This is a genomic window from Actinomadura hibisca NBRC 15177 (genome assembly GCF_001552635.1).
Classification (GTDB): Bacteria; Actinomycetota; Actinomycetes; order Streptosporangiales; family Streptosporangiaceae; genus Spirillospora; species Spirillospora hibisca.
The window spans coordinates 33,704-56,584 of sequence record NZ_BCRO01000025.1; the positions used below are offsets into that span (position 1 = coordinate 33,704).

The window sequence follows — 22,881 nt, forward strand, 5'->3', positions numbered from 1 at the left end:
TTCGTCACTGCTCCGATTCTGCACTGCTGGAACTCCTGTTCTGGGTGGCCGCCGGCGACGGGCTCCCGCCCGGCGGCGTGGTCTCCGGCTGCTCTGGGGAGTCGGGGGCCGGGGTAGGCGGCGCGGCCGTGCCGGGCGCGGCGGGGACCGGCCCGAGGTTGGCCAGCAGGCCGCCCGGAAGGACGTGGAGGGGGCCGCGCTCGGCGTAGCCGAGCAGCGGCCGGGCACGTTCGCGGAAGGTCCAGCCGCCGAGGCCGACGCCGTCGAAGGGCACCCGCTCCGCGCCGCGCCGCAGCGCGAACTGCACCTCGGGGCGGGGCGCGGGCGCGCCGCCGCAGGGGCGTTCGGCGCCGACGAGGCCGAGTGGCTCGCCGCGCCGCACCACGCTGCCGTCGCGGATCTGGGTGACGCCGCGCATCCGGTAGTAGGTGGTGGCGAGGCCGCTGGGGTGCAGCACCATCACCAGGCCGCCGCCGGAGGCGTCGCCGCAGAACCGGTAGAGGCGGCCGTCGCCCGCGGCCAGCACGCGGCCGTCGCCGCCCCAGAACGCGAGCGCGCCGAGGGGACGGGCCGTCGTCGCGCCCGCGGCGGGGGTGCCCATCGTCCAGGTCGCGCCGATCTTCCAGGGCAACATCAGGCCGTCGCGCGCGGCGGCCCGCCCGGCCGCCTGGCCTGCGGCCACGGCCCCGTACCGGGCGAGCGCGCGGCCCTCGTCGGGCGACATCATCGCGACCGGCATCCGGGCGACCAGCGCGCCGAACGCGGGGGTGCCCGACAGCGCGGGCTGCCACCGGCCCCGGTTCCAGCGGGCGGCGAAGAACGCCACCTCCGGGTCGGCGGTCGCGCCCGCCGGGACGGGCACGGCGGTGGTGCCGAACGCCCAGGTCCGGTCGGGGCTCAGCCGGGCGGTGGACACCAGCGGCCGCCGGTCGGGAGCCGTGCCGTACTCCTGGCGGGCCTGCGGGCCGCGCTCGTCGACGGTGAGCTGCCGGACCTGCTCGGCGAGCGCCTGCGGGTCGGGGGCGGCCACCTGCGGTGGCGCGGTGCGCCGCTGCGGGACGGGGGCCGGGGCGCGGCGCGGCCGTCCGGCGTCGTCGGGCACGGCGGCGCGGGCGCGGGGCCGTCCGGGCTTGCCCTCGGCGCCGACGGTGGCGGTCGGGCCGAGCGGCCCGCCCTCCAGCAGCGAGCGCTCCACGACCGCCAGCAGGCCGAGCCCGACCACGATCGACAGGATGACGGCACCGGTGCTCAGCCGGTCGGCGGGCCCGGAGCCGCCTCGGGCGCGGGGTCCCTTGCGGGATGCGCCGCGCGGCGCGGGGCGGGATCCGGTGCGGACCGCCGCGCGGGGGGTCGTCTGCGATTGCCGCCGGGGCGCGGGCGCGCGGCCGGTCCGCCGCGCGGCCTGGGCCGTGCGCCCGCGCGGGTTCTGCCGGGCACGCCGTCGCGCTTGCCGCCGGGTCCGCTTGCGGGACGACCGGGCGGGCCGGGAGGGTTTCTCCTCCCAGAAGGCGGCGAAGGCGTCACCCCGGTACGCCTGTGTGCTCTCGCGTCGCGCCATTCCCTCTCCTGCCGGAGCAGGCGGAGAGCGCGGCGTGCGCCGGAAAAGGGGTGCTGCGGTCCCTGAGACGAGGGGCGGACGACGGCGGCGGAGCCCGCTCGCTCCCGCCGTGTCCCGGGCCGACCCCGTAGGGGATCCGGCCCGTCACCCCGGGAGCATACGCCCCAGAAGCCGCTTCGCTACCGGTTGGCGGAAAATTTTCGCCGGGCCGGGGCCGTCACGCCTGGTCCATCAGGCCGTTCTCCAGGGCGGTGCGGGCGAAGGCCATGACGTGTTCGCGCATCGCGGCCGCCGCCTTCGGATCGTCCAGCGTCACGCCCAGCAGCGCGGCGACCTGCGGCATCGCGATCGGCATCATGGCCAGGCCCTTCAACGTGAGCAGGGTGCGGCCCACGGCCGGGTCGGACGTGCGGTCCATCCGCTCGGCGAGGGCCTCCAGGCGGCTCCCGCACTGGTCGATGCGGCGCCGCTGGGCCTCCGAGGGCGTCTCGTCGGCCGCGCGGGGCCGTTCGTACAGCGCCTCCCACATCAGCAGGCGGAGCAGGGCGGGGTGCTCGCGGTAGTAGTCGAAGAGCTGGCCGACGTACTCGACCGGGTCCTCCTCGGGACCGGCGGTGACGGCGGCGAACTCGTCGAGCGCGCGGCCGATCACCACGTCGAACAACTTCTCCTTGTTGCCGAAGTAGCCGTAGATGCGCTCCTTGTTCACGCCGGCGCGCTGGGCGATGCGGTCGACGCGCGCCCCGGCGATGCCGTGCTCGGCGAACTCGTCGCGGGCGGCGGCCAGCAGCGCCTCGCGGGTGGCGGCGGCGCGGCCGGACACCGTCTCCTTCGCGGGCGGGGCCGGGGGCGGGGCGGCGTTCGGGGCGGGGCTGCTCGACATGGCCCGAGCATACCGGATCGCTGAAACCAACTGGTTGGTTGACTTCCAACTAGTTGGTTGGCTAGATTCCCGGCCATGACGACCGCACTGCGTCCCCCCGTCTCCCCCGTCCCTCCCGTCCCTCCCTCGACGACCCCGCTGCCCGCCGCCCCCTTCGGCCGCACCGTCATCGCCCTCGCGCTGACCGCCCTGCTCGCCACCGGCCAGCTCTACGGCCTGATCCCGCTGGTCAACGCGATGGCGGCCGAGTGGCACACCACCCCGGCCACCGCGACCTGGCTCGTCACCGTCTACGGCCTGGGTTACGCGGCGGGCTTCGTGCTGTTCGGCCCGCTGTCGGACCGCTACGGCCGCCGCCGGGTGATCGTCACCGGTGTCGCGGCCACCGCCGCGCTGACGTTGCTGACCGCCGCCGCGCCCGGCTTCGGCGCGGCGCTGCTCCTGCGGATCGTGCAGGGCATGGCGATGGGCGCGTTCCCGCCGGTCGCGATGGCCTACATCGGCGAGCGGATCGAGCCGCGCCGCCGCCTGGTCAGCATGACCGCCCTGACCACCGGTTTCCTGGCCTCCGCCGCCCTCGCCCAGCTCGCCGCCCAGGCCCTCGCCGGGCTCGGCTGGCGGATGTTCTTCGTGCTGACGGCCGTGTTGTTCGCGCTCGCCGCCGTCGCGCTGCGCCGGGTGCTGCTGCCGGACGCGCCCGCCCCCGCCGGGGTCTCCCCGCTGGACGCCTACCGCGCCATGCCCCGCCTGCTGCGCTCGCCGGACCTGCGCCTGCTCTACCTGGCCGTGCCGACCGTGCTGACCGGTTTCGTGGCGGTCTTCACCGGGCTCCAGCTCACCGGCACCGAGGGCCTGGTCGCGCTGCGCGCCAGCGGGCTGCCGGTGATCCTGGCGCTGCCGTTCCTCACCCCGCTGCTGGCCCGCGTCCCCGGCCCGCGCCGCGCCGCGCTGGCCCTGGCCGCCGCCGGGCTCGCCACCGTCCTGATCGCCCTGCTGGCGCCGGGCACCCTCGGGCTCGCCCTGCTGCTGATGGTGCTGACCGCCGGGGTCGGCCTGGCCGCGCCCGCCCTCGTCGAGGCCATCGGCGCGCGGGCCGGGGCGGCGCGCGGCCCGGCCAGCTCGCTGTTCACCGCGCTGCTGTTCGTCGGCGCCAGCCTCGGCCCGCAGGTGGCCGGGGCGCTGACCGGCGGCGGGTTCGCGGCGCTGGCCTACGTCGTGACGGGGCTGTTCGCCGCCGGGGCGCTGGTGCTGGCGCTGGCGTCCCGCCGCTGACGCCGGGCCGGGTCGCGGGTCGGGTCAGGGCAGGACGATGTCAGGGCAGCGCGCGCAGGAAGCGGGCCGCGATCGGAGCGGCGACCTTCGGCCCGGACCCGCCCTCCGGGACGAGGACGGCGAAGGCCAGGTCGCCCCGGTAGCCGATGAACCAGGCGTGCGAGGAACCATCGCCCGTCTCGGCGGTGCCGGTCTTGCCCGCCGTCCCGGACGGCAGCCCCGCGCGGGCGGCGGTGCCGCCGGTGACCACGGCCCGCATCATGTCGCGCAGCGCCGCCGCGTTCGCCACCGGACGCGGCGGCAGCGCCTTGCCCCCGACCCGGTCCAGCTTCTTGGCCTCCAGGAGGCGCGGCGACCGCCAGGTGCCGTCGGCGACGGCGGCGGCCACGGTCGCCATCAGCAGCGGGGTGGCCTGGACGCGGCCCTGCCCGATCGCCGACTCGGCCAGCTCGGCGCCGTCGCCGGTCTTGGGGAAGTCGGTGTAGGACGTCGCGACGCCCGGCAGCAGGTGCTCACCGAAGCCGAAGCGTTCGGCGGCGGCGGCGAGCGCGCCCGCGCCGCTCTTCTCCACCGTCAGCCGCGCGAAGGTGGTGTTGCACGACTGCGCGAACGCCTCGCGCAGGCTCGTGCCGCCGAGCGAGACGCCCTCGTGGTTGTTGATCGTGCGCTGGGCGGTGACCACGGTGGCCGGGCAGTCCACCGCGCCGCCCGCGCCAGTCCCGCCGCTCAGCAGGGCCGCGGCGGTGACCACCTTGAAGGTGGAGCCGGGCGGGTACAGGCCGGTGAACGCGCCGAGACCGCCCAGCCGGTCGCCGACCGCCAGGATCGCGCCGGTGGACGGGCGCAGCGCCACCAGCGCCGCCTGGGAGTGCGGGCCGTCGAGGGCCTTGTCGGCGGCGGCCTGCACCTTCAGGTCCACGGTGGTGCGGACCTTCTCGCCGCGCGCCTTGCCGAGCAGCTTCAGCTGCTGGAACTCGCGCCCGCCGTCCCGGACCTCGACGGCCCACTTCGACGTGCCGGCCGCCTCCTCGTCGTCGCCCGAGTCGTCGTCCGAGTCCTCGTCCTCGCCCGAATCCTCGTAGCGCTCGGCGAGGCTCGCCGCGTAGGGGGCCAGCGACCCCGAGTCCGGCAGGGCCTTCCCGTCGCGGGCGGTGAAGGTCACCGCGGGCACCTCGATCTCCCGCAGCCGCCATTCGGCCTTGCCCTTCAGACCCGGGTACAGCGTGGCGGGCGTCCAGGCGACCTTCCACCGGCCCCCGTCGCGGACCAGGCGCAGCGTCGCCTTGTAGGTCCACTGGCCGCGCCCGCCCAGCGAGCGCGTGACGGTGAAGTCGGCGCGGGCCTCGTCCCCGCCGGACCGGACCACCGGCCGGGGGTCCAGCTCGATGGAGCTGACCAGCAGGCCGCGCACCATCGCCCGGTGCTGCTCGGCGAAGTCGGGCGGCGACGCGTCCACCAGCTTCGCCATGGCGTCCAGCCGCCCCGCGCGCCAGGCGGCGAAGTAGTCGGCGGCGACCTCCTCGGGGCTGCGGTCGTTCCGCCCCGACAGCGCCCACGCCGCCCCCAGCCCCGCCACCAGCACCATGCCCAACACCGCCGCCAGGATTCCCAGCCCGCGAGCCCGCATCCGTGCCCTCCCCGTCCGCCCCCGACAGTGCCGACCACTCCACCAGCGAGCGGAAACGTACAAGGCTCAGATAGTTCACGTTTTGGGAGCAATCTCCGCCCTGTGCGCCCCTGCGCGCGAGCGACAACACCGGGACATTTCCGTGCCAAGCGTTGGACAACTTCCCGCCCTGGCACGAATTGCCGCCGCTTTCGCGGACACGCCTCTTTAAGCGGACAAAAGGGAGCGCCGCGAAATCCCGAAACGTGAGGAGCGGTCCTGTGTTCCAGATGGCGGATCTGAAGGAGCTGGCCGGGCTCGGCGACGAGACCGGCGTGCTCTCGCTCTACAGCACCCTCGATCCGGGCAGCCCCGCCGGGACGGTGCGGCTGCGCAACCAGCTGGCGGACCTGCGCTCGGAGCTGGACGGCGACCCCGACCACCAGCGGGCGCGGCTCGTCCGGGACCGGCTGGACGCGCTCGAACCGCAGATCGCCGGGCTGACCGACCCCGCCGGGCAGGGCCTCGGCCGCGCGCTGTTCGCCCAGGTGAGCGGGGACGAGGTGCGCACCACCTGGGTCCAGCTCCCGGTGGGCGACCACGCGGTGCTGACCCAGCGGGCCCGGTTGTGGCCGCTCGCGGTCGCCGTGAACGGCGCCGCGCCCGCCGGGGTCGCGCGGGTCGGGCGCGACGGCGTCCGGCTGTTCGACCTCCGCTACGGCATGGCACAGGAGCTGGAAGCCGCCGTGTTCGGCATCGCCAGCGCGGACTGGGCCCGGGAGGGGCAGGTGACGACCTCCACCCTGTCGCGCCGGGGCATCCACCCCGACAAGTTCGACCAGCGCGCCGAGGAGCACCTCGCCAAGTCGCTGCGCGAGGCCGCGCCCGAGATCGCCGACCAGGCGCGGCGGCACGGCTGGGACCGCCTCGTCCTCGCGGGCGACCCGCGGGCGACCGCGCAGCTCGCCGACGACCTGGCACCCGGCCTCGCCACGATCCAGGACGACACCGTCCTCGACCCGTACCTGTCGCCCGCCGAGGTCCAAGAGTGGGCGGCCCCGCTGCTGGACGGGGCCCGCTCCGAGGCCGACGCCGAGCTGGTCCAGCAGGCCGTCGGCTTCGCCAAGGCCGACGGCAACGGGGCCCTCGGCCTGGACGCCGTCATGGGCCCGCTCGCCGAGGGCCGCGTCGAGCGACTGCTGGTGGACCCGCAGGGTGCCTGGAACAAGGACGACGACGAGTACCTGGGCGACGAGCTGATCCACCTCGCCGCGGCGAACAGCACGATCTTCACGCTGGTGGAGGGCGCCGGGGCGTCGGGGCTCGCCGAAGGGGGCGGCGTGGGGGCGATCCTGCGCTGGTAGATCCCGCGTCGATCAATGGCGGCCGGCCTTAGCTGTGCCTGATCCGTACCTTAAGTCCGATTTAAGGGAGGTGACGGCCCCGGTCGGCCGCCCTAGTGTCGGGACCGTCAGCCGCGACCCCGCCGGAAGGAGGAGCCCCGATGCACCGGACGCGACACCGGCCCCGGCCCGGGGCGGCCCACTCCTCCGTCACCCACCGGCCCGCCGCTGACCGCCGGGGTCGCGCCCGGCGCTCCCGTCCGCGCCCGTACGATCCGGTGTCCCCCGCTGTTCCGAGACGCGCGCCCCGCCCCGGGTCCTCCCCCATGGGCAGCGCCGGGACCGCGACCGGATCGGGCCCCGAGCCGTCGGGGAAGAGCGCGGGACCGGTCTCCGGGAGCGCCGGCGCGACCCTCTCCTAGGCCGTCTTCTGGGCCGTGCCGCTCAGCTCGTCCAGGGCAGGCGCAGCGCCTCCAGCTCGCCGTCCGCCAGCAGGTCGGCCGCCAGCGCCGCCGGGCCCACCACCTTGGTGCCCCACAGGTCCCAGTCGCAGTAGACCACCCACGAGCGGTCCACCGGCCACAGGTTGGACGGGCAGCTCGTCATGCGCGGGTGGTCGTACAGCGCCGCCGCGTCGCCCAGCCGCCCGGCCAGCACCGTCTCGTGGTCCCAGTCGGAGGTGAGCAGCGGGCAGTAGTAGGCCAGCACCCGCGTGTCGGCCCCGGCCGGGCTGTGCCGGATCAGCACCTCCACCAGCCGGTGCCAGCCCTCCCGGTCCAGGCAGCCCTCGGCGGGCGGCTCGATGGCCGCCGACCAGCTCCCGGTCGGGTGCGCCTGCCGCAGGCAGCGGTGCCCGGGGAACTCCCCCTCCGGCACCACCGGCCCGCCGAAGCCGCGCGCCAGCTCGGCCCAGCGCAGCCGCCGCCAGCCCCGGCCGGGATGCCCGCTGCGGCCCAGCTCGCTGCCGGTGACCACCGCGTCCTCCAGCAGGTCGCCCACGTCCATGTCGCCGGCCATGTCCTCGGCCATCTCGCCCGCCATGTCGCCGACCATGTCGCCCGGCGCGTCACCGGGCGCCTCCCCCGCCACCAGGTCGCCCGCCGGGTCGGGCTCGGTGAGCCCCGCCCCGCGCATGGACCGGTACAGGTCGTCGTGGGTGGTGGTGACCAGGCCGTCCTGCCACGCGTACATGGCGTGCAGCAGCCACACCGCGTCCGGGTTCCGGGGCGGCTCGAACCCTGAGTAGCAGTGATCGGGGTCCAGCTCGTTCAGCCAGGCGACGGCCTCACCGGGTACCGGGGCCCACGCGCCTTCGACGTCCGCCATACCCCGATCCTGCCACCCTTCGGACCAGGAGCGTTACCTTGCGGCGTGTCATTTTGGCGCCCGTCCCGGCGGAAGCCGGTGCCCGGCGCCGCCCCGGACCTCTCTAAGATCATCTTCATCCCGGGCGGGCCGGGACCGGGGTGACGAGGGGAGAGCGGCGACGTGGGCGCAGTGGTCCGGCCGGGCATCGGCAAGGGGACGGTCGCGGGCGCCGTGCTGCTGCTCGTCCTCGGCCTGCTCGCCTACGGCGCGTGGCCCCCGTCCGTTCCGGCGGCGCGCCTCGGGCTGAGCGCGGCCGGGGCCGCCGCCGAGCCGGTCTACCTGGTGCACGGCGTGCAGTGGACCGGCGGCACCGACTGCGCGCGGGGCTGGGGCACCGCCGGGGCCGAGCTGCGCCGGCACGGCTTCCGCGGCCCGGTGATCACCTGGGGCTACTACAAGGCCGACCGGAACTGCACCCGGCGCTACGACGGGTCGCGCAACACCACCGTCAAGGAGCTGGGGCGGCGGCTGGCCTGGGACATCCACCTGAACCACAGCCGCCGCAACCGCCCGGTGTCGGTGCTCGGCCACTCGATGGGCGGGCTGGTCCTCGCCGCCGCGCTGGCCGGGGTGCGCAAGTACGGCGGCAGGTCCACAGCGTGGCCGCCGTACCTGCTCGTCCGCAACGCCGTGACGCTCGGCACGCCGTTCCGCGGCGTCACCTGCGGCTTCGCCTACGTGCAGTGCGCCGACCTGCGGGCCGGGAGCCGCTTCCTGCGCTGGCTGGCGGCCTTCCCCCACCCGCAGGGGCGGTCCGGCACCGACTGGACGCTGCTGGCCTCCGAGGACGACGAGCGGGTCGCCCCGGCCTCGGGCCTCGCCGCCACCGCCCGGCACAAGGTCCGCTACCTGGCAGGGCAGCGGCTGGGCCACTCCGCGCTGCACCTGCGGGGCGGGAACGGCCGGTACCGGCTGCGCTACTCCGACGACGCGGGCCGCGCCTACCGCGCCACCGCCGGCGGGGCCGCGCCGCTGCGCCTGGCGGCAGCCGCCCTGTACTCGACCGCCCGCTGAGCGCCGGTCACCCGGTCCTGTCGCTCGCCCCTGTCGCTTGAGCCCGCTTACCGTTCACTCCAGCAGCGCGCCCAGGCGGGCAGCCTGGATCTCCCAGCGCCACTCACGCTCCACCCAGGCGCGCCCCTGCTCGCCCATCTTGCGGGCCCGCTCCGGATCGGTGAGCAGCCCGACCAGCGCGTCGGCGACGGCGGGCACCGAGCGGCCCGGCACCACGTGCCCGGTCTCGCCGTCCAGCACCGCGTCGGGCGCGCCGCCCGAGTCGCCCGCCACGACCGGCAGCCCGGTGGCCGACGCCTCCAGGTAGACGATGCCGAGCCCCTCCACGTCCAGGCCCCGGCGGCGGGTGCGGCACGGCATCGCGAAGACGTCGCCCGCGTCGTAGTGGGCGGGCAGCTCGTCCCAGGGCACGCTGCCGGTGAACACCACCGACCCGGTCACGCCCGCCTCGGCGGCGGCCCTCTCCAGGTCGTCGCGGTAGGGGCCGCCGCCGACCAGCAGCAGCGCCGCGTCGGGCACCGCCCGCAACACCCGGGGCCAGGCGTAGATCAGGGCGTCCTGGCCCTTGCGGGGCACCAGCCGGGACACGCACACGACGACGGGACGCCCCGCCAGCCCGTGCCGCTCCCGGATCGTGTCGCCGCCCGAACCCGTATGGAACACCGTCTCGTCCACGCCTGGAGCCAGCCGCGCCATCCGGGCGGCTGCCTCGGGCGACAACACCCGCGCCATCCGCGAGCGCGTGTACTCCCCCAGGTAGGTCAGCGAGTCCACGCCGTCGCCGATGCGCCGCAACAACCGCCGCGCGCCCGGCAGCGACGCCCAGCCCGCCTCGTGCCCGTGGGTGATCCCGACGAACCGCTCGGCGCCCCGGCGGCGCAGCGCGGGCGCCAGCAGCCCGAGCGGGGCCGCCGCGCCGAACACCACCGAGTCGCAACCCTCGGCCCGCAGGATCTCCCCCGCCCGCCGCAGCACCGTGGGCTCGGGCAGCATCAGGGAGGTGGGGTGCCGCACCACCGGGAACGGCTGGGCCGCGTCGAAGGCCGCCGCGCCCTTCCAGGCCGGGGCGTACACCACGACCGACCCCTCGGGCCGCCGCACCGCCAGGTTGTGCACGAACGCCTGGATGCCGCCGGGGCGGGGCGGGAAGTCATTGGTCACCACGAGCGTCTTGGTCATTCGCCCCAGGATCGCACGCCCCCGCGGCGGGAACGCGAAGGGGCCCGCCGCCGGAAGATCCGGTGGCGGGCCCCTCGCGTGGCAATCAGCGAGATCAGTGGCTGATCTGCTTGGGCTCCTTGCCGCCCTCGATCGTGTGGCCGTCGTCGTGGCCGTCGTGATCGCCGTGCCCGTGCTCCTCGACGGGGATGTCGTCGAAGGTCCAGGCCCGGTTCAGGCGCGAGCGGACGTAGCCCATCGGGCCCTTGCTGCCCGGCGCCGGGATGCCGTTGGCGTCGGTGGCCGGAGGCTGCTCCTTGGCGCGCTCCTTGGACAGCAGCACCGTGCGCTCCTCGGGCCGCGCGGGCTCGTGGCGCTCGGTGAACTCGCCGTCCGGCGACATCAGGATGACGCCGCTCTCCACGCCGTGGCCGAGCACGTCGGCGTCCTTGCGCTGGAGGCCGAGGCAGACCCGCTTGGTGATGATGTAGGCCAGCACCGGGCCGACGAACACCGCGAAGCGGAAGAACCACGTGGTGGCGAACAGCGACAGGTGGAAGCGCTCGGCGAGCACGTCGTTGGCTCCGGCGAGCCACAGCAGGCCGTAGAAGGTCACCGCGGCCATGCCCACGCCGGTGCGGACCGGGGCGTTGCGCGGCCGGTCGTTGACGTGGTGGTGGCGCTTGTCGCCGGTCACCCACTGCTCGACGAACGGCCAGGCGCCCGCGCCGCCGAAGACGATGCCGAGCGGCACCAGCGCCGGGATCAGCACGTTCAGGCTGAGCGTGTGGCCCCAGGCGGTGATCTCCCAGTTGGGCATGATGCGGAGGGAGCCCTCCAGCACGCCCATGTACCAGTCGGGCTGCGACGCCGAGGAGATCGCCCCCGGGTCGTAGGGGCCGAACAGCCAGATCGGGTTGATCTGGGCGAAGGCCCCCAGCAGCGCCAGCACGCCGAAGGTGAACAGGAAGTAGGCGCCCGTCTTGGCCATGAAGACCGGGTAGAACGGGTAGCCGTAGACCTGCGTCTCGGTCTGCTTCTGGGTCGGCATCGCGGTGTGCTTCTGGTGCCACATGATCATCATGTGCGCGGTCACCAGCCCCAGGATCAGACCCGGGATCAGCAGGATGTGCAGGGTGAACAGCCGCGGGATGATGTCCCCGTACTCGCCCTCGGGGAACTCGCCGCCGAACAGGAACATGTAGCCGTAGGTGCCGACCACCGGGATCGACTCCAGCACGCCCTGGGTGATCCGCAGACCGGTGCCCGACAGCAGGTCGTCGGGCAGCGAGTAGCCGAACAGGCCCTCCAGCATGCCCAGCGTGAACATGCCGAGGCCGATGAGCCAGTTCAGCTCGCGCGGCTTGCGGTAGGCGCCGGTGAAGAACACCCGCAACATGTGCGCCAGGATCGACGCCATGAACAGGATGGCCGCCCAGTGGTGGATCTGCCGCATGAGCAGGCCGCCGCGGACGTCGAAGCTGATGTGCAGCGTGGAGGCGTAGGCCTCCGACATCTTCACGCCCGTCAGCTTGGTGTAGGAGCCGTCGTAGTGCACCTCGTTCATGCTCGGGTGGAACCAGAGCGTGAGGAAGGTGCCCGTCAGCAGCAGGATGATGAAGCAGTACAGGGCGATCTCGCCCAGCATGAACGACCAGTGGTCCGGAAAGACCTTCTTCATGTTGCGCTTGAAGAAGGTGGTGGACCCCAGGCGGTCGTCCAGGAAGTTCAGCGGCCCCTCGACCGCCTTCGGTGCGCTTGCCTCGCTCATCCGCGCTCCCAGAAGCTCGGCCCGATCGGCTCGGGGAAGTCGGCGGTGGCCACCAGGTAGCCGTCCTCGACGCTGAGCGGGAGCTGCGGCAGCGGACGCGCCGCCGGGCCGAACACGACCTTGGCCGCGTCGGTGGCGTCGAACGTCGACTGGTGGCAGGGGCACAGGATGTGGTGGGTGGTCTGCTCGTACAGGGCCGCCGGGCAGCCCACGTGCGTGCAGATCTTGGAGTACGCCACGATCCCGTTGACGTGCCAGTTCTCCCGCCCCTTGGCCGGCTTGAACTGGTCGGCCGGGACGTTGATGAGGATGGTCACCGCCTTGGCGATCTCGTTCAGCGCGTGGTGCGCGTTCTCCTCGATCCCCTCGGGCAGCACCGTGATCATGGCGCCGGGGCTGGCGAAGTCGCTCACCTTCAGCGGCTTGTTGGTGCCGTCCACCACCAGGCGGACGCCCGTGCGGCCCTTCTCCTTGGCCGCCTTGACGGCCTCGCCCCAGTAGGTGTGGCGCAGGCGCTTCTCCGGCAGCGGGCCGAGGTCGCGCAGCAGCACCAGCGGCGCCAGGCCGAGCGGCGCGGCGGCCAGCAGCAGCGTGCGGCGCAGCAGCGGGCGCTTGGTGATGCCGCTGTCGGCGGCGCCCTCCATGAACGCGGCGGAGAAGGCGGCCCGGTCCTCGGGCGTGGCCTCCAGCTCGTGCCGCTCCTGGACGATCGGCTTGCTGCTCATCAGGCGGCGCACCCAGATGGTGACGCCGATGGCCATCGCCATGAACGACAGCGCCATCAGGCCGCCGAGCCAGAGGTTGGACTCCCTGGCCCGGTGGATGCCGTGCATGCCGCCGTCGCGGCCGCTCCAGCCGATGAAGTACACGATGAAGCCCACGCTGGCGGCGAAGGCCAGCAGGAACAGCGAGGCCACCACGCGCTCGGCGCGCTTGGCGGACCGCTCGTCCAGCTCCTCGCCCGCGCCCGCCGGGGCGGGGTACTCCTCCTTGGCCAGCAGCGCGCTGTCGGCGGCCGGCGACGGCGTGCCCACCACGCGTTCGCGCGGGGTCCCGTCCTCGCGTGGCTCCTGGGAGCCCGCGGTGTCGTTGGTTTCGCTCATGACTTCTTCAGCTTCTTCGGCTTCTTCGCGGTGATCCACATGGCCGCGAGCACCAGCAGGCCGATGCCGACCAGCCAGCCGACCAGACCCTCGGACACCGGGCCGATGCGGCCGAGGCCGTTACCGCCCGGGTTGGGCTCCTCGCGCGTCTGGACGACGTAGGCGATGATCGCCTGCTTGTCCTTCGGGGTGAGGGTGGTGTCGTTGAACACCGGCATCGCCTGCGGGCCGGTGAGCATGGCCTCGTAGATCTGGGTCGGCGTCACGTCGCTCTTGTCCAGCGGCGGGGCGTACTTGCCGCCGGTGAGCGCGCCGCCCGAACCCACGAAGCTGTGGCACTGGGCGCAGTTGGTGCGGAACAGCTTGCCGCCGAGCGCGGCGTCGCCGCCCTTGGGGTCGACCGCGCCGGCCGGCGGGACCGCCGGGCCGCCACCGAGGCTGGTGACGTACTCGCGCAGGTCGGCCAGGTTCTTCTCGGCCTGCGCCTTCTGCTTCTCGGCCGCCTCGCGCTTCTCCGGCTCCGCGTAGTCGGTGCGGATGGAGGTGTCGAAGGCGGGGATCGGCTCCTTGCGCGGCATCTGCGCGCCCGGGTTCATCGCGGGCATCCGGCCCGTGGAGACCTGGAAGTCGACGGATGCGGCCCCCACGCCCAGCAGGCTGGGAGCGATCGGGTTGCCCTTGGCGTCCTTGGTGCCCTCGGCGTTGAGGCCGTGGCAGCTCGCGCAGTTCTGGTTGAACAGCTGCTGGCCGTTCTTCAGATCTGCGGCTGCCTGCGTCGCGTTCGCCGCTTCGGCGCGGTCAGACTGCGGCGAGAAGCCGGCGTAGATGACGCCGATCGCCGCCAGGGCCGCCAGCACGACGGCGTAGCCCGCCCACGGGCGCCGTCGCCATGCGGTGAACCTTTTCACGGAAATCCCCGTTCGGGTATGTCGTCGGTGGTCAGGCGGTCAGTGGAGGTCGAGCAGGTAGATCGTCGCGAACAGGCCGATCCACACGACGTCGACGAAGTGCCAGTAGTAGGACACGACGATGGCGCTGGTCGCCTGCTCGTGGGTCCACCGCTTGGCTGCGTAGGTGCGTCCCAGCACGAACAGGAACGCGACCAGGCCGCCGGTGACGTGCAGACCGTGGAAGCCGGTGGTCAGGTAGAAGACCGAGCCGTAGGCCGAGGACGCCAGGGTGAGGCCGTCGTGGGTGACGAGGTTGTAGTACTCGAACGCCTGACCGCCGACGAAGTAGGCGCCCATCAGGAACGAGAGCACGTACCACTCGCGCAGGCCCCACCGCCGGAAGTCGAGCAGGCCGCCGTCCCGGCCGACCTTGCCCGCCTCGGCCTTGAACACGCCCATCTGGCACGTCACCGAGGACAGCACCAGGACGGTCGTGTTGAAGATGGACAGCGGAAGGTCCAGCTCGGCGCCCGGCCATGAATGCTCACCGTGCTGGCCGATCGTCACAGAGCGGATCGTGAAGTACATCGCGAACAGGGCCGCGAAGAACATCAGCTCGGACGACAGCCAGACGATCGTCCCCACGCTGACCAGGTTGGGACGATTCGCCCGAGCGTGAGGTGTTGTCTCTATCGCGGATGCTGTTGCCACGGGCAGCATTATTACGTCACCGGTTCCATCACTGACGCATGACCCCCCATCTGGAGTTCCCGAGCGTGTTGCCCGGCGTTCCCCCGGACGGGTCCGGAGGGCCGCGAACCCCCCGCGTACCAGGCGTTCCGGGGCCTCCGGCGGATTTTCGCGCCGAGCACCGGGCCGGATCTCGTGCCGCCGCGCCCGAACCGGTAGCCTTCTCGCCATGACGGAGAGCCCGATGAAGGTCCTGGTCTACAGCGACGACGCGAACACCCGCGCCCAGATCCGGCTCGCCATCGGGCGCCGGCCGGCCGCCGACCTGCCCCGGGTCGAGTACGTCGAGTGCGCGACGCAGCCCGCCGTGGTCACGCGCCTGGACGAGGGCGGGATCGACGTCGTGGTCGTGGACGGCGAGGCCCAGCCCGCCGGCGGCCTCGGGGTGTGCCGGCAGGCCAAGGACGAGGTCTACGACTGCCCGCCGGTCCTGGCGATCATCGCCCGCCGCGACGACGGCTGGCTGGCCACCTGGTCGCGCGCCGACAAGGTGGTCGGGCTCCCGCTGGACCCGATGGCCCTGGCCAAGGCCGTCGCCGAACTGCTGCGCTGGCGCGCCGACCACCGCCTTCCGGCTCTCTAAGACACCTGTTCGCCGGGGGGTGCGCCCCCGCGCATCCCCGAGGACCCGCCTCACCCTGGGGGAATGATGGACGCGCGTACCACCTGGCCGGCCCTGCTCAACGCCCTGCTCGACGGCGAGTCGTTGTCGAGCGAGGAGACCTCCTGGGCGATGAACACGATCATGGCCGGGGAGGCCAGCGACGCCCAGGTCGCCGGCTTCGCGGTGGCGATGCGCGCCAAGGGCGAGACGGTCGCCGAGGTGGCCGGGCTCGCCGAGGGCATGCTCGCCAACGCGACCCCGATCACGGTTCCGGGCCGCATCGCCGACCTGGTGGGCACCGGCGGGGACCGCGCCCACACCGTCAACATCTCCACGATGGCGGCGGTGGTGGCGGCCGCGGCGGGCGTCAAGGTCGTCAAGCACGGCAACCGCGCCGCGTCGTCGTCCTGCGGCGCGGCCGACCTGCTGGAGAACCTGGGCCTGCCCCTGGACCTGCCGCCGCACCTGACGGCGCGGGTCGCCGAGGAGGTCGGCATCACCTTCTGCTTCGCGCCGCTCTACCACCCCGCGCTGAAGTACGCCGCCAAGACGCGGCGCGAGCTGGGCACCCCCACGGTCTTCAACTTCCTCGGCCCGCTCACCAACCCGGCCAAGCCCGCCGCGCAGGCCGTCGGGGTGTTCCACCCGCGCATGGCGGGCATCGTGGCGGGCGTGTTCGCCGAGCGGGGCAACTCCTCGCTGGTGTTCCGGGGCGACGACGGGCTGGACGAGCTGACCACCACCGGCACCTCCACCGTCTGGGTGGTGCGCGACGGCCAGGCCGTCGAGACGGTCTTCGACCCGGCCGACCTCGGCATCCCCCCGGCCGAGCCGGAGGCGCTGCGCGGCGCGGACGCCTCGTTCAACGCGCGGGTGGCGCGGGAGGTCTTCGGCGGCGCGGCGGGGGCCGTCCGGGACATGGTGTGCCTCAACACGGCGGCGCTGATCGCGGCCTACGAGGGCGCGCCGCCCGCCGAGAAGCTCACCGAGACGCTGCGGGCGGGCTACGAGCGGGCGGCCGAGGCCATCGACTCGGGCGCGGCCAAGGCCCTGCTGGACCGCTGGGTGTCCACCGCCCAGGCCCTCAAGCCGGGCTCCTGACGCGTGCGGAGGGTGAGGGTCCACGCCCTCGCCCTCCGGCATGATCGGCCCGCTGTGACGACCTCAGCGCCCTCCGGAGAGACGCCGCCGGGCCGCTCCCGGGCCGCCCCCGGGTTCCGGCGGTCTCAGTCGGCGTCCGGCAGCCCCAGCGAGAAGGCGACCTCCAGGTCGTGCTGGGAGTAGGTCCGGAAGGCGATGTGGGTCTCGGTGTCGCGGACGCCGGGCACCTTGTTGAGGCGGCCGGGGATGACCTCGTTCAGCTCCTCGTGCCGGCGGACCCGGACCATCGCGACCAGGTCGAACGAGCCGGTGGTGGAGTAGACCTCGCTGACGCCCTCCAGGGCGGCGATCGCCTCGGCCACCTCGTGGATGCGCGCGACGTCGGCCTTGACGAACACGATCGCAGTGACCACTGCTTCCTCCCAGATCTAGAAACGGTCCGACTCTACCCACGCCGGGCACCGCGCCCCGGGACCGCCCGGCGCGGCGGCGGGGTGACGGTGAGCGGCGGACTCAGCCGCGGTCGAGGGCGGCGATCTTGCGGGCCGGGCCGGCGCGGCGGGCCAGCAGCGCGAAGCCCGCGCCCGCCGCGAAGCCGTAGAGGTGCGCCACGTAGGCGACGTTGTCCTCCTTGCCCGTCAGCGACTGCGCGCCCAGCGACAACCACTGCAGGACGAACCAGTAGCCCAGCACCACCCACACCGGCAGCCGGATGATGATCGGCAGGACCAGGCTGACGATGCGGCCGCGCGGGTTGAGCACCAGGTAGGCCCCCAGCACGCCCGCGATCGCACCGGACGCCCCGATCAGCGGGACGCCGGAGTCGGGCGAGGTGAACGCGAAGCCGTACACCGCGACCAGCCCGAAGAACAGGTAGCTCAGCAGGTAGCGCAGCCGCCCGAAGCGGTCCTCCACGCCCATGCCGACCACGAACAGCATGACGAGGTTGCCGAGCAGGTGCAGGGCGCCCGAGTGCAGGAACATCGAGGAGAACGCCGACGTCCACGGGGTCTTGTCGTAGGCGGCCTCGCCGCACTCATGGACGATCTGGGCGGGCAGCGGCTGCCGCTCCCCGGTGGTCAGCTCGCGCGGGATCGCGCCGTGCTCCATGGTGAACTCGGCCGCCCGGCACTCGCGGACCTTGCCCTCGCCGTACCAGGTGGCGAAGTTGGCCATCGGGGTCAGCAGGAAGACCACGATGTTGGCGGCCACCAGCAGGTACGTCACCCACGGCACCCGGCGGGCGGGCTGGCTGTCGTACAGGGGCAGGGCCATGCGGGGGCGTCCTCACCGTTTGCCGGATTTGTTCAGTCACCTTAGTGGCCGCCAGGCACCCCGCTCCGCCGGCTCGACGGCGGCGTAGGCGTTGTCGAGCCAGGCGCGCAGCCCCTCCGCGCCGTGCGCCGGGCAGCTCCACTCGCCCGCCACCTCGACCAGCCGCGCGCCGGGCGAGTCCAGCCAGCGCAGCACGCACTCCATCTCCTCGGCGCCCGCGCCCCCCGACACCGCGCCCGCCGGGATCGCCGAGGGCACCGCGCCCGGCAGCACGGTCTCGGCGGTGGCGATCAGGGCGTCCACGTAGGGCCGGGGATGGGCCCGGGGCGGGACCGTCCCGGCGGCGGCGAGCCGCCCGTGCCGCACCACCGACAACTCCCAGCCGCCGCCGGGCGCGGGCCGGGCGGCCACCAGCTGGGGCAGCCGGGCCAGCGCCGTCAGGCGTTGCGCCTTGGCGGCGGAGCGGACGAACGCGGCGAGCCGGTCGCGCTGGGCGGCGGCCTCCTCGTAGCGCAGCTCGGCCGCCAGCCGGTCGATCCGCACCTGAGCGGCGGCCACCACGGGCCGCACGTCGCCCTCCATCACCGACCGCGCCGCGGAGGCGTGCACCTCGTACTGCTCGGTGCTCTCGCGGCCCTCGCAGGGCGCGCCGCAGCGCCCGAGGTCGGCCAGCGCGCAGGTGCGGGCCTTGCCGGTCTCGACCAGGCGCAACGTCAGCCGCTGGGTGCACTGCCGCAGCGGGACGGCCTCGTGCAGCGCGGCCCGCGCCTCCTCGGCCTGCCGCCGCGAGGTGAGCGGTCCGAGGTAGGCGGCGCCGTCGGCGCGGCACTCGTGCACGATCGACAGGCGGGGGAACGGCTCGACCGTCAGCTTCAGCCAGATCGCGCGCTCGGGGAACTTGGAGCGCCGGTTGTAGCGCGGCTTGTGCTCGGCGATCAGCCGCAGCTCGCGGACCTCGGCCTCCAGCCCGGTGGCGCACACCACGGGCCGGACCCGCTCGGCCAGCCCGACCATCTCGCGCACCCGCCAGCGGGTCTCCGAGCCGGTGAAGTAGCTGCGCACCCGGGTGCGCAGGTCGCCGCTCTTGCCGACGTACAACACCTCGCCCGCCGCGTCCTCGAACAGGTAGACGCCGGGGGCGCTCGGCACCTCGTCGGCCAGGTAGCGCTTGCGGCGCTGCTCGGGCGTGGGCGCCTTGGCGAACGAGCGCAGCTCCTCCAGCGAGCCGACGCCGTAGGAGCCGAGCCGCTCGATGAGGCCGTGCAGCACGTCCACGGTGGCGCGGGCGTCGGCCAGCGCGCGGTGGTTGGGCTGGGCGGGGGTGTGGAAGTAGCGGGCGAGGGTCTCCAGCTTGCAGTTGGGGACCTCGTCCTTGGTGAGCACGCGGCGGGCCAGGTTGACGGTGTCGACCACCGCGAAGGCGGGCCAGGCGTAGCCGTGCGCGGCGCAGGCGGCCTTGAGGAAGCCGATGTCGAACGGGGCGTTGTGCGCGACCAGCACGCAGCCCCGCGCGAACTCCAGGAACGCGGGCAGCACCCGCTCCACCCGGGGCGCGGCCACCACCATCTGCTGGGTGATGCCGGTGAGCGCGGTGATGAACGGCGGGATGGGCGCGCCGGGGTCGACCAGCGTGCCGAAGTCGCCGAGCACCTCCCCGGCGCGCACCTTCACCGCGCCGATCTCGGTGATCGCCGAGTCCTTCGGGGAGCCGCCGGTGGTCTCCAGGTCCACCACCACGAAGGTGACCTCGGCCAGCGGCATCCCGAGGTCGTCGAGCGTGCCCTGGACGGCGTGGCGGGGCTGGGGACTCGGGGACGTCATGCAGGTGACGGTAAGGCACGCCACCGACAGCGGCGCCGGTGGCGGCGTCGTCCCCGCCCTTGTCCCCGGCTCCGGCCCCGACTCCGCCCCCGCCCCCGCCGCCGGGCACGCCCCGGCACCGCGCGGCCCGCTAGGGTAATGGGATCGTCTGGCCGGTTCCTCGCGTTCCCCGCGTTCGCGCTGGTTAGGGCGCGGGACACCCGGGAAGTACTGAGCGCACCGGCACGTCCGCGACGGCGCGGTCCAGGGCGCGCCGCGAAGCGCGACACAGGTGCGATGCGGAGGGAGCAGGATCATCGACAGCGGTCCCGAGGCGGCCGGGCGGCTGGCCCGCCCCCTTCCCGAGGCGGTCCGCCAGCGGGTGGTGGAGACCGCCTCGGCGCTGATCGGCGCCCTGCCGCCCGACGAGGTCCCGCTGCCGCTGCGCCGCTTCGCCCGCTTCGAGCGCCGCAAGCGCGCCAAGCTCGCCGCCCAGCCCATCGCCGCGCTGCTGGAGAAGGACGACGCGTTCCGCCGCCGGGTCGCCGGGCCGCTGCGCGAGGCGCAGCCGGAGCTGGTGGAGGAGGTCGAGGCCGGGCGGGTGCCGCCGGCCGCCGAGCCCGTGCACGTCGCCGCCATCGCCTACCTGGTCCGCCCCGAGGGCTGGACCGGCCTGGTGGAGGCGGCCCGCGCCGAGCTGGAGCGCTCGGCGACCGCCTCGGAGGAGGAGGCCGCCGAACGGCGGATCGCCGCCCTGACCGAGGAGCTGGCCGCCGCCCGCGCCGCCCGCTCGGCCGAGCTGGACAAGCTGCGCGCCGAGCTGCGCGAGAGCAAGGCCGAGAACGCCGAGCTGCGCCGCAAGCTGCACGAGGCCCGCACCAAGGCCAAGGCCGCGCACGAGCGGGCCGAGGAGCTGGCGGGCTCCACCGGCCGGGAGCTGGCGGCCGCCCGCGACTCCGCCGCCGCGGCCGACAAGGAGCTGCGCCGCCTGCGCGCCAAGCTGGAGCAGGCCGAGGCCAGTGCCGAGACCGCGCGCCGGGCCGCCCGCGAGGGCCGCAACATCGACGACGTGCGGCTGCGCGTCCTGCTGGACACGCTGGTGGACGCCGCCCAGGGGGTGCGGCGCGAGCTGGCGCTGCCCACCACCATCGGCCGCCCCGCCGACCTGGTGGGCGGCGCGGACGCCGACGCGCAGGCGCAGCGCGCGCTGCCGGGCCGGGCGCTGTCCGACCACGACCCCCAGCTGCTGGACCGGCTGCTGGCGCTGCCCAAGGTGCACCTGGTCGTGGACGGCTACAACGTCACCAAGACCGGCTACGGCGAGCTGACGCTGGCCGACCAGCGCGCCCGCCTGCTGTCGGGCCTCGGCGGCCTGGCCGCGCAGACCCGGGCCGAGGTGACCTGCGTGTTCGACGGCGCGGAGCTGGACGCGCCGGTCGCGACCATGGCGCCGCGCGGGGTGCGGGTCCGGTTCAGCCCGCCGGGGCGGACCGCCGACGAGATGATCGGCGACCTGGTGCGGGCCGAGCCGCCCGGCCGCCCCGTGGTGGTGGTGTCCTCCGACCGCGAGGTGGCCGACGCCGCCCGCCGCGCCGGGGCGCGCCCCGCGCTGTCCACGCTGCTGCTGCGCCGCCTGGGCCGCGCCTAGCGTCCGGCGTCCCGGCGGCTCCTGGGGCGACAGCGGCCGGTGAGACCCTCCTCACCCTTGGTGGACAATCGTCATCGAACTACTGCAAGTAATGACGAATGAGTTGTGACCGGTGTGACCCGTCGCTAATGTCATCCGCTGATGTCATGGACGAAAGGGGCGAACCGGACCGTGGCCAGTGATGACACCGGAATCTCCGCGCAGGCGCGGAGCGCGCGCGGGGGTCGCACCCGCAGGGTTGTCCCCGGAGCGGCGGCGCCGCGCTGGATGGCGGCGGTGGCGGGCCTGGCGGTGACGGCCACCCTGGCCGCCCCGGTGAGCGCCGCCCACGCCCAGCCCGCTCAGCCCGCCAAGCCCAAGCCCAGCGCCAAGCAGGCCGAGGCCAAGCTGACCAAGCTCAACGAGCAGGTCGAGGACCTGGTCGAGAAGTACAACCAGGTCTCCGAGGACCTGAAGGCCGCCAAGAAGAAGCTGGAGGCCGCCAAGAAGGCGGGCAGGAGCGAGCTGGCCGCCTTCGACGAGCAGCGCGCCCGCGTCGCCCAGATGGCCGCCAACGCCTACAAGAAGGGCGACACCGGCGGCGTCGCCGGGTTCGTCGGCACCGGCGACCCGCAGGCGGTGCTGGACCAGCAGGCCGTCTTCACCCTCCTGCAGCAGAACCGCAGCGACGACCTCAGCCAGTTCCTGGCCACCGCCCAGCGGCTGCGCCGCGAGCAGGCGCAGGCCCTGGCCGCCTACAACGAGGTCAGGACCAAGGCCAAGGAGATGCGGGAGAAGAAGGCCGAGGTCGAGAAGTCGATCAAGGACCAGAAGAAGCTCCTGGCCAAGCTCGGCGAGAAGGAGGACAAGCCCGGCACCGGCGGTACCGGCGGCGGCACGGGCGGCTCCTACAACGGCCCGGCCAGCGGCTCGGCCCGCGCCGCGCTGAACTACGCCTACGCCCAGCTCGGCAAGCCCTACGTGTACGGCGGCACCGGCCCCGGCGGCTACGACTGCTCCGGCCTGACGATGCGGTCCTGGGGCGCGGCGGGCGTCAACATCACCCGCACCACCAACTCCCAGTGGGCCGCCACCAAGCACATCGACAAGAGCGCCCTCCAGCCTGGCGACCTGGTGTTCTTCCGGAGCCTGGGCCACGTCGGCATGTACGTGGGCGGGGGCAGGATGATCCACGCCCCGCGCACCGGCAAGAACGTCGAGATCGTGTCGATCACGTCCGGTTACTACCTGTCGACCTACTACGGCGCGAGCCGCCCGTAGCGGCCCGCAGCGCCCTGTAGCGCCCCGGGGACGGCGGATCCCGCCGTGCCCGACCCGTTCCCCGGTGACGGACCAGGCTTGACCTGGTCCGTTTCCGTTTTGCCGCCGATTTGCCTTCTCTTCGCTTTTTGATACTTTGTTGAGGACGCGGCACCCGCCAGGGGCCGTGTCCTCCGGCGTAGCCTCCCAGGCGCCGCCACCACTTCGACGCCTTCCAGGCGCCGCCCCGGACGCCGTCCCCCATACGGCGCCGCCCCTCCCGGAGGAGTCCTCCCGGAGATCCCCGCCGGCCCAGCCGTACCGTGCCGCACGCGACACAGCGTGCACCGCGCCGAGAGCGCCACGGCGGCCTTCCCCAGGGCCCGGCACCCGGCGTTCCCGTCCTCCGGGACCGTCTCGCCCATAAAAAATCATCAGCGCCGCGCGTTCGCAGCGGGACACAAGGGTCCCGCGACCGGCTCCATCACGCCTGGGAAC

The 22,881-nt window shown here is 74.1% G+C and carries 19 protein-coding genes; 7 read left to right on the plus strand and 12 right to left on the minus strand.

Translation table 11 applies throughout. The features are described 5' to 3' along the window. Positions 1-4: 4 nt before the first annotated feature. Together AH6_RS11950 and AH6_RS11955 are read right to left on the minus strand one after the other, a co-directional pair. The gene (locus AH6_RS11950; protein WP_067478379.1) at positions 5-1,558 is read right to left on the minus strand and encodes a M23 family metallopeptidase; all 1,554 of its coding nucleotides are present in this window, start codon (positions 1,556-1,558) and stop codon (positions 5-7) included. Positions 1,559-1,775: 217 nt separating this feature from the next. After that, complete coding sequence (locus AH6_RS11955; protein WP_083982651.1) at positions 1,776-2,441, minus strand: TetR/AcrR family transcriptional regulator; 666 nt, start codon at positions 2,439-2,441, stop codon at positions 1,776-1,778. A 75-nt stretch (positions 2,442-2,516) separates the two neighbouring features. Between AH6_RS11955 and AH6_RS11960 the strand changes: the two genes are divergently transcribed. Further along, entirely contained in the window at positions 2,517-3,713 is a 1,197-nt protein-coding gene (locus AH6_RS11960; RefSeq protein WP_083982653.1) for an MFS transporter, read from the plus strand. Positions 3,714-3,753: 40 nt separating this feature from the next. On the opposite strand, the gene AH6_RS11965 is transcribed toward AH6_RS11960, so the two are convergent. Beyond that, positions 3,754-5,340, minus strand: a complete 1,587-nt coding sequence (locus AH6_RS11965) for a penicillin-binding transpeptidase domain-containing protein (RefSeq protein ID WP_067478385.1) — start codon at positions 5,338-5,340, stop codon at positions 3,754-3,756. 269 nt (positions 5,341-5,609) lie between these two features. On the opposite strand from AH6_RS11965, the gene AH6_RS11970 reads away from it, so the two are divergent. Beyond that, complete coding sequence (locus tag AH6_RS11970; protein ID WP_157431414.1) at positions 5,610-6,683, plus strand: VLRF1 family aeRF1-type release factor; 1,074 nt, start codon at positions 5,610-5,612, stop codon at positions 6,681-6,683. A 423-nt stretch (positions 6,684-7,106) separates the two neighbouring features. Here AH6_RS11970 and AH6_RS11975 read toward each other — a convergent pair whose 3' ends face one another. Then, positions 7,107-7,988, minus strand: a complete 882-nt coding sequence (locus AH6_RS11975) for a hypothetical protein (RefSeq protein ID WP_067478391.1) — start codon at positions 7,986-7,988, stop codon at positions 7,107-7,109. A 162-nt stretch (positions 7,989-8,150) separates the two neighbouring features. Between AH6_RS11975 and AH6_RS11980 the strand changes: the two genes are divergently transcribed. Then, positions 8,151-9,044, plus strand: a complete 894-nt coding sequence (locus AH6_RS11980; RefSeq protein WP_157431415.1) for an esterase/lipase family protein — start codon at positions 8,151-8,153, stop codon at positions 9,042-9,044. A gap of 54 nt (positions 9,045-9,098) precedes the next feature. Here the strand turns inward: AH6_RS11980 and AH6_RS11985 are convergent, their stop codons facing one another. The 5 genes from AH6_RS11985 to ctaE form a co-directional block, all read right to left on the minus strand. Further along, a complete protein-coding gene (locus AH6_RS11985) occupies positions 9,099-10,223 on the minus strand; it encodes a glycosyltransferase family 4 protein (RefSeq protein WP_067478397.1) in 1,125 nt (374 codons plus the stop codon). Between the two features lie 94 nt (positions 10,224-10,317). Further along, the gene (qcrB, locus tag AH6_RS11990; protein ID WP_067478399.1) at positions 10,318-11,973 is read right to left on the minus strand and encodes a cytochrome bc1 complex cytochrome b subunit; all 1,656 of its coding nucleotides are present in this window, start codon (positions 11,971-11,973) and stop codon (positions 10,318-10,320) included. Beyond that, positions 11,970-13,076 (minus strand): cytochrome bc1 complex Rieske iron-sulfur subunit, encoded by a 1,107-nt coding sequence (gene qcrA / locus AH6_RS11995; RefSeq protein ID WP_067478402.1) that lies wholly within the window; start codon positions 13,074-13,076, stop codon positions 11,970-11,972. Before qcrA ends, qcrB begins: the two co-directional genes overlap by 4 nt. Then, the gene (qcrC, locus tag AH6_RS12000) at positions 13,073-13,984 is read right to left on the minus strand and encodes a cytochrome bc1 complex diheme cytochrome c subunit (RefSeq protein WP_067478405.1); all 912 of its coding nucleotides are present in this window, start codon (positions 13,982-13,984) and stop codon (positions 13,073-13,075) included. The genes qcrA and qcrC overlap by 4 nt, the downstream gene beginning before the upstream one ends. Before the next feature lie 39 nt (positions 13,985-14,023). Further along, the gene (gene ctaE / locus AH6_RS12005; protein WP_067478408.1) at positions 14,024-14,686 is read right to left on the minus strand and encodes an aa3-type cytochrome oxidase subunit III; all 663 of its coding nucleotides are present in this window, start codon (positions 14,684-14,686) and stop codon (positions 14,024-14,026) included. A gap of 199 nt (positions 14,687-14,885) precedes the next feature. Between ctaE and AH6_RS12010 the strand changes: the two genes are divergently transcribed. Next, positions 14,886-15,299, plus strand: coding sequence for a response regulator transcription factor (locus AH6_RS12010; protein ID WP_067478411.1), 414 nt, complete (start codon positions 14,886-14,888; stop codon positions 15,297-15,299). A 66-nt stretch (positions 15,300-15,365) separates the two neighbouring features. Beyond that, positions 15,366-16,421: an anthranilate phosphoribosyltransferase gene (trpD, locus tag AH6_RS12015; protein ID WP_067478591.1), complete on the plus strand. Its 1,056-nt coding sequence runs from the start codon at positions 15,366-15,368 to the stop codon at positions 16,419-16,421. Positions 16,422-16,546: 125 nt separating this feature from the next. Here trpD and AH6_RS12020 read toward each other — a convergent pair whose 3' ends face one another. The 3 genes from AH6_RS12020 to AH6_RS12030 all read right to left on the minus strand — a co-directional run bounded on the left by AH6_RS12020 (position 16,547) and on the right by AH6_RS12030 (position 19,517). After that, complete coding sequence (locus AH6_RS12020; RefSeq protein ID WP_067478414.1) at positions 16,547-16,834, minus strand: Lrp/AsnC family transcriptional regulator; 288 nt, start codon at positions 16,832-16,834, stop codon at positions 16,547-16,549. Positions 16,835-16,934: 100 nt separating this feature from the next. After that, positions 16,935-17,696 carry a rhomboid family intramembrane serine protease gene (locus AH6_RS12025; protein WP_067478417.1) on the minus strand — a complete coding sequence of 254 codons (762 nt, stop codon included), beginning with the start codon at positions 17,694-17,696 and terminating at the stop codon, positions 16,935-16,937. Between the two features lie 36 nt (positions 17,697-17,732). Next, entirely contained in the window at positions 17,733-19,517 is a 1,785-nt protein-coding gene (locus AH6_RS12030) for a DEDD exonuclease domain-containing protein (protein WP_067478419.1), read from the minus strand. Positions 19,518-19,788: 271 nt separating this feature from the next. Between AH6_RS12030 and AH6_RS12035 the strand changes: the two genes are divergently transcribed. Both AH6_RS12035 and AH6_RS12040 read left to right on the plus strand, forming a co-directional pair. Further along, entirely contained in the window at positions 19,789-21,144 is a 1,356-nt protein-coding gene (locus tag AH6_RS12035; protein ID WP_245679282.1) for an NYN domain-containing protein, read from the plus strand. Between the two features lie 171 nt (positions 21,145-21,315). Then, positions 21,316-22,404, plus strand: a complete 1,089-nt coding sequence (locus AH6_RS12040; RefSeq protein WP_083982655.1) for a C40 family peptidase — start codon at positions 21,316-21,318, stop codon at positions 22,402-22,404. Positions 22,405-22,881: the final 477 nt, after the last annotated feature.

Bases quoted from the DNA above. Each gene is read 5' to 3' on its own strand.
- AH6_RS11950 (WP_067478379.1), bottom strand. From the start codon at position 1,558: ATGGCGCGACGCGAGAGCACACAGGCGTACCGGGGTGACGCCTTCGCC.
- AH6_RS11955 (WP_083982651.1), bottom strand. From the start codon at position 2,441: ATGTCGAGCAGCCCCGCCCCGAACGCCGCCCCGCCCCCGGCCCCGCCC.
- AH6_RS11960 (WP_083982653.1), top strand. From the start codon at position 2,517: ATGACGACCGCACTGCGTCCCCCCGTCTCCCCCGTCCCTCCCGTCCCT.
- AH6_RS11965 (WP_067478385.1), bottom strand. From the start codon at position 5,340: ATGCGGGCTCGCGGGCTGGGAATCCTGGCGGCGGTGTTGGGCATGGTG.
- AH6_RS11970 (WP_157431414.1), top strand. From the start codon at position 5,610: ATGGCGGATCTGAAGGAGCTGGCCGGGCTCGGCGACGAGACCGGCGTG.
- AH6_RS11975 (WP_067478391.1), bottom strand. From the start codon at position 7,988: ATGGCGGACGTCGAAGGCGCGTGGGCCCCGGTACCCGGTGAGGCCGTC.
- AH6_RS11985 (WP_067478397.1), bottom strand. From the start codon at position 10,223: ATGACCAAGACGCTCGTGGTGACCAATGACTTCCCGCCCCGCCCCGGC.
- qcrB (WP_067478399.1), bottom strand. From the start codon at position 11,973: ATGAGCGAGGCAAGCGCACCGAAGGCGGTCGAGGGGCCGCTGAACTTC.
- qcrA (WP_067478402.1), bottom strand. From the start codon at position 13,076: ATGAGCGAAACCAACGACACCGCGGGCTCCCAGGAGCCACGCGAGGAC.
- ctaE (WP_067478408.1), bottom strand. From the start codon at position 14,686: ATGCTGCCCGTGGCAACAGCATCCGCGATAGAGACAACACCTCACGCT.
- AH6_RS12010 (WP_067478411.1), top strand. From the start codon at position 14,886: ATGACGGAGAGCCCGATGAAGGTCCTGGTCTACAGCGACGACGCGAAC.
- trpD (WP_067478591.1), top strand. From the start codon at position 15,366: ATGGACGCGCGTACCACCTGGCCGGCCCTGCTCAACGCCCTGCTCGAC.
- AH6_RS12025 (WP_067478417.1), bottom strand. From the start codon at position 17,696: ATGGCCCTGCCCCTGTACGACAGCCAGCCCGCCCGCCGGGTGCCGTGG.
- AH6_RS12030 (WP_067478419.1), bottom strand. From the start codon at position 19,517: ATGACGTCCCCGAGTCCCCAGCCCCGCCACGCCGTCCAGGGCACGCTC.